This is a genomic window from Isoptericola halotolerans (genome assembly GCF_045689585.1).
Taxonomy (GTDB): Bacteria; Actinomycetota; Actinomycetes; order Actinomycetales; family Cellulomonadaceae; genus Isoptericola; species Isoptericola halotolerans_B.
Map to the genome: position 1 here is coordinate 3,009,440 of NZ_CP140108.1, position 12,613 is coordinate 3,022,052.

Annotated in this window: 6 protein-coding genes and 1 tRNA gene; all 7 read left to right on the top strand. The window is 71.2% G+C overall.

All coding sequences use genetic code 11. The features are described from left to right. The first annotated feature begins 5 nt into the window (after positions 1 to 5). The 7 genes from UQW22_RS14060 to UQW22_RS14090 all read left to right on the top strand — a co-directional run bounded on the left by UQW22_RS14060 (position 6) and on the right by UQW22_RS14090 (position 12,594). Positions 6 to 806: a helix-turn-helix domain-containing protein gene (locus UQW22_RS14060; protein WP_407317690.1), complete on the top strand. Its 801-nt coding sequence runs from the start codon at positions 6 to 8 to the stop codon at positions 804 to 806. A 30-nt stretch (positions 807 to 836) separates the two neighbouring features. Beyond that, positions 837 to 1,223: a VOC family protein gene (locus UQW22_RS14065; RefSeq protein WP_407317691.1), complete on the top strand. Its 387-nt coding sequence runs from the start codon at positions 837 to 839 to the stop codon at positions 1,221 to 1,223. A 43-nt stretch (positions 1,224 to 1,266) separates the two neighbouring features. Continuing rightward, a complete protein-coding gene (locus tag UQW22_RS14070) occupies positions 1,267 to 1,605 on the top strand; it encodes a hypothetical protein (protein WP_407317693.1) in 339 nt (112 codons plus the stop codon). 4 nt (positions 1,606 to 1,609) lie between these two features. Next, on the top strand, positions 1,610 to 2,476 hold the full coding sequence (locus UQW22_RS14075) for an aminotransferase class IV (RefSeq protein WP_407317694.1): 867 nt from the start codon (positions 1,610 to 1,612) through the stop codon (positions 2,474 to 2,476). Between the two features lie 91 nt (positions 2,477 to 2,567). Next, positions 2,568 to 2,639, top strand: a tRNA-Val gene (locus UQW22_RS14080). 811 nt (positions 2,640 to 3,450) lie between these two features. Further along, the gene (locus UQW22_RS14085; protein ID WP_407317696.1) at positions 3,451 to 4,197 is read left to right on the top strand and encodes a zinc-binding dehydrogenase; all 747 of its coding nucleotides are present in this window, start codon (positions 3,451 to 3,453) and stop codon (positions 4,195 to 4,197) included. 198 nt (positions 4,198 to 4,395) lie between these two features. After that, positions 4,396 to 12,594, top strand: a complete 8,199-nt coding sequence (locus UQW22_RS14090) for a DUF5979 domain-containing protein (RefSeq protein WP_407317697.1) — start codon at positions 4,396 to 4,398, stop codon at positions 12,592 to 12,594. Positions 12,595 to 12,613: the final 19 nt, after the last annotated feature.

Genomic DNA, 12,613 nt, shown 5'->3' on the forward strand with positions numbered 1-12,613 from the left:
GACGGATGGTCGTCCCGTTGCCGCTCGTGCCGTACGTGCGATCGATCGTCGCGTACGACCTCGACATGGGCGCTCCCGGGCGGCACCGCGGGGTGCCCGGGACCGCGCCGGTCCTCGAGCTCGCCCCGACCGAACCTCTCGACGTGCGGTGGGAGGGCGCCCCCGCGTCCCGTCACCGGGCGCCGTCGTGCGTGTCGGGCCTGCACACCAGCCCGGCCGACATCCGCCATGGCGGACGGCTCAGAGGTGTCAGCGTCCGGCTCACGCTCCTCGGCACCCGGGCGCTGCTCGGGGTCCCCGCGGGTGAGCTGGCCGGGCAGCTCGTCGACCTCGACGCGGTCGCCCCGGGGCTCGCGCACCTGCCCGACGCGCTCGCTGACGGTGGTCGGCCCGCGGCACCCACGGTGGCTGGAGGGCTGCTGGTGGTGCTCGCGCGACGCGGCGACGTGGACCCGGCCCCCGCGCTGCGTGACGTCTTCGGCGGGCTGGCCCGGGGCAGCCACGTGGACCGGGTCGCCCGGCGGACGGGGTGGTCGCGCCGGCACCTGCAGGACCTCGTCCGGCGGGAGTGCGGCCTGGCGCCGCGAGACTTCCGCCGTCTGGCGCGGCTCGCGCGATCACGCGACCTGCTGCTCCGTCGGGGGCGCGCGGGACGGGTGGTGCTCGCCGACGTCGCCACGGCGTCCGGGTACGCCGACCACGCCCACCTGACCCGGGACTGGACCAGCCTGGCGGGGTGCACGCCGACGACGTGGCTGCGCGAAGAGCTCCCGTTCGTTCAAGACGCCGTGGTGGCGGGCGAGTGAGCCTGAGGTCACGGACGAACGAGGAGGTACATGATGACGACCAGCCTGTGGGTCACCCTGCGCTACCGCGACGCCGACGCCGCCCTGGCGTGGCTGCGCGCCGTCGGGTTCACCGTCGGTGCTGTGCACCGCTCGACCGCGGACGAGAAGGTCGTGGAGCACGCGGAGCTGACCTGGCCGGGCGGCGGCGGGCTCATGCTCGGCACGCACCGCGCGAGCCCGTCGTGGCCCGTGGAGCCGGGTGGAGGGGCGACCTACGCGGTCACCGACGACGTCGACGGCGCGTTCCGGGCGGCCGTCGAGGCCGGTGGGCAGGCCGTCCAGGAGCCGGCCGACCAGGACTACGGCGGGCGCTCGGCGACGGTCGCCGACCCCGAGGGCAACCTGTGGAGCTTCGGGAGCTACCGGCCGTCCTGACCGCGAGCCGATGAGTTCGTGTTGGGAGCACGGTCGACCCTCCATGACGAGTCGAACCCGACGCGTGCCCGCGGTGACCTGCGACCTGTCCGTCTCGCTCGACGGCTACGCCGCCGGACCGCACCCGACCCGCGAGCGCCCCTTCGGGGACGTGGTCGGTACCGGGGAGGCCCTGCACGCGTGGATGTTCGACCACGCGTCCGACCACCCGGAGGAGATCGCGGGGATCCTCGTAGCCGGCGCCTACGTCATGGGCCGCGGCATGTTCTCCCCGGACCGTGGGCCGTGGGATCTCGGCTGGCGGGGGTGGACGTTCGAGGCCGTCGGTGTACGGCAGACGCCGGAGGTGACGCACCTGGTCTACCGTCGTCGGGCAGACTGACCCCATGAGTCTGGTGATCTGGGCAGAGGGTCGGATGGTCGGTGCCGGCGAGGCCGCGATGAGTGCGGTCGACCACGGCATCACCGTGGGTGACGGCGTCTTCGAGACGTGCACGGTGCTGGACGGGCAGGCGTTCGCGCTCACGCGGCACCTGGCCCGGCTCGCGCGGTCCGCGGACGGGCTGGGGCTCGAGGCCCCCGACGAGCAGAAGGTGCGGGACGGCGTCGCCGCGGTCCTGCAGGAGTCGGTGCGGGCGGGCGGAGCGTTCGACGGCCGGCTGCGGATCACCGTGACGGCCGGCGTCGGACCGCTCGGCTCGGGCCGGGTGGAGGGCGCCCAGACTGTCGTCGTGGCCGCCCAGGACTCGGTGATGGCACCCGCGTCGCGTGCGGTGCGCTCGCCGTGGCCCCGCAACGAACGCTCGGCGGTCGCCGGGCTCAAGACGACGTCGTACGCCGAGAACGTCGTGGCCCTCGCGCACGCCAAGGACCAGGGCGCCGACGAGACGATCCTGCCCAACACCGTCGGCGACCTGTGCGAGGGGACCGGCTCCAACGTGTTCGTCGAGCGCGACGGCGAGCTCGTCACCCCCCGGCTCGACTCCGGGGCGCTGGCCGGCATCACCCGGGAGCTGCTGCTGGAGTGGGGTGCCGAGGCCGGACTGCCGGTCCGGGCGGCCCGTGCCGGCGAGCTGCCGTTCACGGTGCTCGACGAGGTCTCGGCGGGTGCCGCCCAGCTGGTGCTCACGTCCTCCGGGCGCAACGTGCAGCCGGTCACGTGGCTGGACGGCGTGGACGTCGCGGTGGGGGACGCCTCGCGAGCGACACGCGAGCTGTTCGAGAAGCTCTGCCGCGAGCGCCTCGACCCGTGACCTGGATCGTCGTGGTGTGCGGTGTGCGCCACACCGCACACCCGCGGTTTGGTCCGACGCCCGATCTGTGACTACTATCGACCTCGCACTCGGGCGATTGGCGCAGTGGTAGCGCGCTTCGTTCACACCGAAGAGGTCACTGGTTCGAACCCAGTATCGCCCACCCGAGAAAGGCCCTCTGACCAGCGGAAACGCCGGAGCAGGGGGCCTTTCGTCGCGCCGGGCAACGGGCTGATAGTCCATCTGCTGGTCTATGGTCCTCGTCCTGGAGGGTGGGGAGCGCGCTGTCGGACTCACTGTGGGTGCGCGGTGACGAGGCGTGCGTACCGACTTCACCGTGGCTACGACGTCCAGGATCGGGGCTCGAACTGGGCGAACGCTGCTTGATCGACGATTGCCATGTCGCGTCGGGTGGCCGATGCACGGTCTGTGGTCGGCGCGGCGAGGGGTAAATGGGACGCAGGGGGCCGGGGCCGTTCCGAAGAGGTCGGTCGGCCGCCCCGGGACCGGTCGAGACCGCATGAGCGGAAACGTCCACGCCGTCGCCAGAGGTCGGGCCTCACCCAGGCGTGCACCGGTCCCAGGCCTACTGCGCTGCACACGAATCGGACCAGCCGGCACCCGCTGGTCAAAGGTACCGATAGGAATGAATCCTAGGCCGATTCAGACAGACCGTCGAGGCGGCGCGGACCGTGCCGCGGGAACGTGCGTAGCACCCGCGTGAAGTAGAGGCCGAACGCTCCCGGTTGCAGGGTGGCGACGGTGGCTGACGTGAGGATGGTTCCGAATGCTGGCATGGACGACGACTCCGGGCGTTCCCGGCGGGCTGACGCTGAACGAGGTGGAAGAACCTTCGCCTCTTTCGCACGAGCTGCTGGTGCGCGTCGAGGCGTTCGCCCCGAATCCCGGTGATCTCGTGGCCCTCCCCGGGGGCTCCGGCGGGGTCGATACCTGGCTGGGACGGAGCGGGCGTCGTGCTCGAGGCCGCCTCCGACGGCGCAGGGCCGCAGGTCGGCGAACGTGTGGTCTTCCTCAGCCTCGGTGCGCGCGGCTGGGCGCAACGCCGTGCAGTGCCTCACGCATTTACCGCCGCCGCCCCGTCCAACGCGGCATGGGAGCACCTCGCGACGCTCCCCGTCCCGGCGACCACCGCCTTGCGCGCCCTGCGCAAGCTGGGCTCGACCCTGGGGCGACGCGTCCTGATCGTCGGGGCCACGAGTGCTGTCGGAAGGATCGCCGTTCAGCTCGCGGGCCGCTCGGGTGCGCACGTCGCTGCCGTCGCACGCGATGAGAGCCGACACGCCGAACTTCAACGTCTCGGCGCACACGAGACACATGCGGCCCTCTCCTCGGTCGCGTCTCGCGTCCACGGAGCGATCGACAGGGTGGGTGGCCAGGACCTCGTCGATACCTACGCCCTGCTCGAACCGGGCGCCACGGTGATCGCACTTGGCCACTCGGCCGGCGCGGACGAGCGATTCCCCTACGACGCCTTCGTCGCCGGCCCCACGACATCCGATCGCTCGATCACGAGCTTCTTTCTCGGCTCGGAGCCCGGACTGGCCGATGAGATGGCGTACCTCGCGGCAGACAGGCGTCTGCAGGTCGGAGTCATCGACACGCGCGCATGGACTGAGCTCGCGACCTGGATCGAGCACGGAGCGCACCGTCCCTCAGGAAGAGTGGTCCTCCGCGTGATCCACGCCCAGTCCTCCGACTGACCCCGGGCCTGGTGAACCGTGGAGTGACCTGGCTCGGCGCGCGCGATCGGTGAATGTTTGGCACCGTCAGGGTGACGGATCACACAGCACCGTGATGGCGAGGGCACCGAGGTGGAGGCCTTGATGGTTGGCGGGCGCGGCACGACACGTGGATCCAGGGCCGCCCGGCGACGTGGTGGCCGGCGGCGAGGATGGTCGGTGCTGGGCGTCTTCGCGCTCACGCTGCCGATGGTCGTGGTCCCGGCGACGACGGCCTCCGCGGCGACATGGGGTATCCAGAAGCAGGAACTGTCGACCGGACCGTACGAGCCGGGCGAAGAGGTGCAGTGGGTCGTGTCGATCTCCTGCTCGGACCCGAACGCCGACCCGTGCGTCCCCACGACACTGACCGACACGATGCCCGACGGCGTGAACCTGGTCAGCGCCTCCATCCAGAGCGGGGGCGGAGCGACGGAACCCGTCCTCGACCCCGACACCGAGAGCAACACGGTCACGTACACCGCGGACAGCGTGCCCAACGGCGGCCAGGTGCAGATACTCATCACGGCCGAGGTCGACGAGGACGTCCCCTACGGCACGACGACTCTCACGAACACCGCATCGGTCGTCTCGGACAACGCGGACGAGGCGCAGGCGACCGACGACATCGACATCGTCGTCCCGCTGGTCCTCGACTCGGAGACCACCAAAGAGATCGAACCCGCGGGTGCGCTCGCCGCGCCCGGCACGGTCGCCACGATGACGATCGGCGGTTCCAACACCTCGAACGACACGGTCGAGACCCTCGTCATCCAGGACCCGGTGGACCCCGCCGCCGAACCGAACCCCTTCACCTCTCTGGAGTTCACCGGGTGGGGTGTTGTCTCGTGGCCTGCCGGGGCGACGTCCGCAGGCGTGACGTTCACCTGCGCCGACGGGTCGACGCCGACGGAGACCAGCACTGCGGTCGACACGTTGCCCGACCCGCCTGCCGGCTGCGTCGTGGAGGGCTTCACCGTGGTGTTCAGCGGCGAGATCGAACAGGGCGCGACCGCCACCCTGCCGGTCGACGTCCAGCAGAGCGACGCGGTCACCGACCTCGCCGAGACGACGACCGTCACCAACGACACGTCGTCATACGTGACGCATCCCGACGGCGACTCGGACCCGACGACGGCCAGCGACGTCTACGTCATCACGCCCCCGAACAACAGCGTCGAGGCGTCCAAGAGCTTCGATCCGGCGACGGTGAGCGCCGGTGACCCGACGACCGTGACGATCGGCGGGACCAACACCGGCACGCCGGTCGACACCATGACCATCACCGAGCCGGCCCCGGGCACCCCCAGCCCGTTCGAGGGGGACGACCCCCTCACCTTCACGGGGTGGGGCACGGACGGCGCTGGTGCGGGGGTGGCCTGGCCTGCCGACGCCGACGCCGCGTCGGTGACGTTCACGTGCGCGGACGGCACCACGACCGACCCGATCGACGCGACGGCCCCCGACACGCTGCCCGACCCTCCGGATGGCTGCGTGGTGATCGGGTTCTCGGTCACCTACACCGGAGACATCGTCACCGGTGGGCAGGCCACCATCCCCTTCACGGCAGACACGGACCCCGACCAGGACGTCGAGGACGTCACGCACACCAACGAGATCGCCGCTGAGGTGCCCAACGCCGAGGACACCGCGTCGGCCGACCTGGTCACGCTGACCGACCGGCTCGCGACCGAGACGGACAAGCTCATCTCGCCGTCGACCTTCCCCGCCATCCCGGGCCAGGCGGTGATCGTCCAGCTCCCGACACAGATCCTGCCCTTCGGCCCCGACGGCTCGACCACGAACGCCGACCAGATCGTCGTCCAGGACCCGATCGACCCCACGAACCCGGACGAGTTCTCCGACAACTTCGTCCCCACGGCGGTCCGGTCCACGGACGTGCCGGCCGACTCCACCCTGACGATCAACTACTGGAACGGCTCTGAGTGGGTCCCGGCACCCGACTGCGGACCGTACACCGGACCCGACACGGTGAGCTGTGACCTGCCGGCCGATGCCCAGGGGGTGCAGTTCGTCTACGACTCGACGGGCGACGGCTTCCCGCCCGGCACCAGCTTCCAGCCGAACTTCGTCGCGGAGTACACGGGCCCGACGGACCGTGACGACCCGATCGAGAACTGCGGCTCCTCCAGCGCGTCGTCCGGCACCGTGGCGCCCACCGATCCGGCGGTCGGCTGCGACACCGTCGACCCGTTCCCGGTGGACCCGGGACCGGGAAACCTGGACTTCATCGCGAAGGACTTCCTGGGCGAGCAGCCCGTGAGCGTGCTGGCCCGGTCCGACGACCAGGTGACCGCGCAGATCACCTGGTCGACCAACGGGTTCTCCGGCGTCGACCCGATGGTCATCTCCGACATCGCCGACCCGGAGACCACGGCGATCGCCGACTCCTTCTACGACGCCTTCGACCTCGTGCGGATCGAGGCGATCGACGGGTCGGTCGACCCGCTGATCCAGTACGACGCCATCATCGGCGTCGAGCTGTACGACGGGACGGACTGGGTGCAGGCGACCAACTCCACCTGCACGGTCAGCACCCCGTGCGACGGCGGCATACCGGCGGTGGACCTCACGACCGCCGAGCAGGAGTCGACCGTCTCGGCCCGCGTGGTCTACACCGAGTCCCCCTCGCGCAGTGCCACGCCCGCCGACCCGACCGCACCGGCCGCCGGCGACGGCGTCGCCCGGTCCTCGCAAGCCGACGGCCGCCACCTGGACCTGACCTTCGACGTGCGGGACGACAAGCGCTCCGACGGTTCGCCGGCCCTCGGCTCGACGAACGGCACGATCTACAACACCACCGACCCCGGCCTGGTGAACGACACGGCCCGCGGCACGGCGATGTTCGACGGTGACGAGTACACGGACACGGACGACGACGACGTGCTGATCATCGACCAACCCCTCAACGTGACCGTGGCCAAGGACTGGACCGGCGGCCCGATCTCGGTGCCGCCGCCCGATACCCCTGCGCAGTTCTACCCGTCGACCATGGTGACGATCACGGGCACCAACGCCTCGAACGCCAAGGTGGACCAGCTCCGCCTGGTCGAGCCCGGTGCGCCCGACTCCGGCGCGGTGCAGACGGCCGAGGGCACACCGCCCTTCGACGTGTTCGACGTGACCGGCATCGATCTGACCCCGCCCGACGGCGCGACAGCCACCACCGTGACGCTGACGTACGACGACGGGACCACCGCGCAGTTCGACGAGGCCGGCGCCGAAGCGCTGGACGCGACCGACCTCGCCGACGTGGTCGGCATCGAGGTCGCCTACGACGGGCTCGTCGAGCCGGGCGCCACAGGATCGATGGATCTCACGCTGCGGCTCCGGGAGACGGACCGGTACACCGGTGAGTCCCTGCTGGACGAGCCGGGGACGATCGTCACGCAGAACCCTGTCCCGGACGGCGCGGCCGCGACGATCACCGACCCGGGCGGCACCGACGACGACGTCCGTCAGGCCTACGACGACGCCGACATGACGCTGCAGACGGCGTCCATCGACCTCGAGGTCGGCAAGTCGTTCGACCCGGACACCGTGGTCGAGCCCTTCCACGGCGCGAACCAGTCCGAGGAGCCGGTGGTCATGACACTCACCGGGCAGCCGCTCGGGCCGTCCCGCAGCGTCGAGATGGTGCTCGTCGACGACGACCCCCAGTTCTGGAACCAGTACGACTTCGTCGGTCTCGACCCGAGCGCAGCGCTGGTCACCCCGATCCAGCAGGTCCAGGTCGACGCGTTCGTCGGCGGCGTGTTCTCCGGCAACCCCGGCTCCCCGGCCCCCGTGACGCGCGCCGGGGGCGACTGGGTCGTCGACGACGACGTGTCCGGGACCTTCGACCTGCCCGCCGGCGTCGCTCCAGAAGACGTGCAGGGTCTGCGGTTCACCTTCACCCGCACCGACGGGTCCGTCTGGGAGAACCCGGCCACCCCGACGCAGCCGGTGCCGATCCAGATCCTGCGACGCGACGAGCTGCGCTCCGGCGGCGACGTGCTCCCCGACCTCGAGGCGAACCTGTCGGCTCCGGGCGAGGAGGCGCCTGGCGTGGCGAGCAACTCGGTCCAGGGCACCACCACCGGCGCCGATCTCGTGATCGACCCGGGCACGGGCGAGGCGGTGCCCATCAGCGCGGACGACGACGCCGAAGCGTCGATGCTCTATCAGCACGCCACCAACGCTGTGGAGATCGTCAAGGACTTCCGCGGCGTCGTCACCGGCGGGACCGAGCCGCCGGACGCGGTCGTGCCCATGAACATCACGGTGACGAACACGGGTGACCGGCCGGTCCTCGATCCGGTGATCATCGACGACCCGATGCCGACGGACGACGACGGTCCCCAGCTCCGGCTCGCCGACGTCGAGCAGCCGTTCTCCTACACGCTGGACGGTGCCGCCCCCGACCCCGCCAACGGCACGCCCATGCCGACCGATCCCGGCGACGTGACGGTCGACCAGTCCGGTGACATCGCGTCGCTCGGGTTCACGTTCCCCGAGGGCACGGTGCTCGAGGTCGGCCAGACGTACACGATCTCCGTCCAGGTGCAGTTCCGGGTCACGTTGGACGCCGGTACCGTGCTGGAGAACACCGCCGGCGTCGCGGGGGACCGCCCGTGGGACGAGTGCGTCACACGCCTGGACGACGGGACGGGCGCCTGCGAGGCGGACGCCGACGTCACGACCGTCCCCTCGGCGGCGCTCAGCCAGTCCAAGCTGGTCAAGGCGACGAACGACGAGTACCCGCTGGGCCTCGTCGTCGACCCGGACCAGCCCGGCGACGTCCAGCCCGAGGACTGCGAGCCGAACGCAGCCGGTTTCTACGCCTACCCGTGCACCCCGATCATCCCGCCGGGGGAGAACCAGACGTGGCGCGTCCGGGTGGACAACGTGGGCAACCTGCCTCTGGACAAGGTCGTCATCTACGACCGGTTCCCGGCGATCGGGGACACCGGATCCTTCGCCGACTCGCCGCGCGACTCGGCCTGGGGCCCGTACTTCACCGACGACCCGCTCCCACGGGTCGTGAACGCCCCGGCGGGGAGCACCGTCGAGTACTTCTACACGACCGTCGACGACTACTGCATGGACGACATCAACGACCCGCTCGACGAGCCGATCTGCCCGCAGGACCCGGAGTCCGGCTGGGCACCGCTGACCACCGACCTGGCCGAGAGCGTGCTGCAGGGCATCACGGCGATCAAGAACGTCGTGACGTTCCCGGAGAGTGAGTACTTCCAGCCGGGTCAGTTCATCGCGCTCGAGGCGACGTCGACCACGCCGCCGGAGGCGCCGGAGGCCGGCGACCGGTCGATCGCCTGGAACTCGGCCGCCGCGTCAGCCGTCGCCATCCTGCCGAACGGGAACCAGAGCGACCTGCTGCCCACCGAGGGCACGAAGGTCGGCGTCGCGACGGCCACCGGGTCCTTGAACGTCGTAAAGCTCGCCTTCGGTGAGGGCGACGAGTACGCACCCGACGAGTTCCAGCTCTTCGTGCAGTGCACGTCCGCTGTCGGGACGTGGGTGGAGACCGAGCTCGACCCCATCCCGATCACCGTCCCGAACGGCGGGGCGGTGACGGTCCCCAACCTGCCGTACGGGGCCGAGTGCACGATCACCGAGGACGGCTCCAACGGTGAGACGGAGCTCGTCGTGGGAACGGCGACGATCGGGCAGGGACCGGAGATTACCGGTATCACCGCGGTGAACGTCTACGAGCTGTCCAGCATCGAGCTCTCCAAGGAGGTCGTGACCGACGCCGTCGACCAGGACGGCACACCGGTCCCGTTCGGTCCGTTCGAGGCCACGGTCGAGTGCACGTTCCTGGGCGACCTCGTGTACGCCGAGGGCTACGGTCCGGACGACCCGATGGTCGTCACGATCGAGGACGGCGAGACGGTGGAGCTCACCGGCCTGCCGGTGAACTCCGAGTGCACGGTGACCGAGACCGGCACGGGCAACGCGTCGTCGGTGACGATCACGGTCCAGCAACCCGGCGACGACCCCGTCGTCACGGACGGTCCCTCGACCGACCTCACACTGAGTCCGAACGTCGTGGGGCAGAGCACCAACAGCGTGACGTTGACCAACACCTACGACGTCGGTGCGATCGACCTGCTCAAGGTCGTCGACGGTGAGGGCGCCGAGGAGTACGGCACCGGACCGTTCACCATCAAGGTCGTGTGCACCTACGACGACGACGGCGACGGCCCGGGCGATACACGGACCGTCTACGACGGCGAGGTCGTCCTGGGGGCGGCCGGCCCGTTGGACGCTCAGATCGCCAACCTGCCCGCCGGTGCGGAGTGCACGATCACCGAGATCGACGACGGCGGCGCGACCGGCGCGGTCGTCCTGCCCGACACGGTCACGGTGGGTGCTGACGAGACGGCCGAGGTGATCGTCACCAACACCTTCGACGTCGGTGCCATCGAGGTGGACAAGGACCTGGAGGGCCTCGGTGCCCTCTACGGCCCGGGACCGTTCGAGGTCACGGTCGAGTGCACGTCCGAGGACGTCGAGATCCCCGTCCCGGGAGGCGCCACGCAGGAGTTCCTGCCGGGTGAGCCCGCCGTCTTCGACGGGCTGCCGGTGGGCGCCGAGTGCACGGTCACCGAGTCCGACACCTTCGGCGCCTCCTCGACCACGGTGAGCGTCGACGGGGGCGAGCCGGTGGACGGCACCAGCACCGACGTCGTCGTGCCGCCGGCCGAGGACGGCGCCCCCACGACGGTGACGGTCGCGATGACCAACACCTTCGACACGGCACCGCTCGTGGTGCGCAAGGCGGTCGACGGCGACGGCGCGGAGTACGCCCCGCCGATGCCCGAGCTGCCGCCCCTGCCCGAGCTGCCCGACGGGCCGATCGACCCGGACACGCTCGCCGAGCTGCTGGACCTCGTCGAGCAGTACCTCGACGAGGTGCCGTTCGAGGACTTCCCGTACGAGGTGACGCTGGACTGCACCACGTCGACGGGCGGGGAGGTGCCGATCCCGGGTGGCGGCGTCCGCGCCTTCGGCCCCGGGTTCCCCGGGCTGTACTTCGGCCTGCCGGACGGAGCCACCTGCACGGTCACCGAGACGGAGACCGGCGGGGCGACCGCGGTGACCGTCGACCCCGACCCCGTCGTGGTGGACGGCACGGCGGACGTGCTCGAGCCCGTCGAGGTCGCCGTGACCAACACGTACGACGTCGGGTCGATCGATGTCGAGAAGGTCGTGGACGGGCCGGCCGCCGAGTTCGTCACCGCGCCGTTCGAGGTGTCGCTCGCCTGCACCTTCGAAGAAGCCGAGATCGAGGTGCCGGGCGGTGCCACCCGCACGGTGACGCCGGACGAGCCGGCCACCTACGACGGCCTGCCGATCGGGGCCGAGTGCGTCGTCACCGAGACCGACGACGCCGGGGCCGCGACGAGCGAGGTCTCGACCACCGTCGAGGACGGGGAACCGGGCCAGGTGGTGGTGCCGGGTGCCGACGCCGAGCCGGCGCTCGTGACGGTGACCAACACGTTCGAGGTCGGGTCCGTCGAGGTCGACAAGTCCGTCGACGGCGAGGGAGCCGAGCTCTGGGGGTCCGGGCCGTTCGAGGTCTCGCTCGCCTGCACCTTCCAGGGCGAGTCCATCGAGGTGCCGGACGGGGCGACGCGCGAGGTGGAGGCCGGCGGCACCGCCGTCTACGACGGGCTCCCGGTCGACGCGGAGTGCGTCGTGACGGAGTCCGCGACCGGCGGCGCGACGTCCACCGCCATCGCCGCCGTCATCGAGGGCGACGCACCGGGCGAGCTGGTGGTGCCCGGCTCCGACACCGACGTCCCGACGGTCGAGATGACGAACACCTTCGACGTCGGACAGGTCGTCGTCACCAAGACGCTCGCGGGTGACGGCGCGGAGGAGCACGCCGGGGACGTGCTCGTGGTCAGCCTGGACTGTGCCCGCAACGTGGACGGTGAGCAGGTCGCGATCGACGTGCCCGGGGGAGCCGACCGCGAGCTGAGCGCCGCCGGCGACTGGACGGCCGTCTACGCCGACCTGCCGCAGGGGGCGACGTGCTCCCTGGCGGAGACCGACGCGGGCGACGCGCGGTCGGTGGCGATCACGGTCGCCGACGACTCGACCACCGCGGACCCGGCGGGCGAGGTGCCGACGTCCGGCGCGTTCCAGGTCCCCGTGGCCGGCACGTCGACCGTCGGCGTGGACGTCGTCAACACCTACGACGCCACACCGGGCGGCGCCACGCCGGGACCGGGCTTCCTGCCGCGCACGGGTGCCGACCTCGCCGGGGCGTCCGTCCTCGCACTGATGCTCGGCGGTATCGGCTACATGCTGGTGCGGCTTCGCCGCCGCCAGGGCGCGCAGGGGTAGGCGGCGGCGCGAGCGGTCA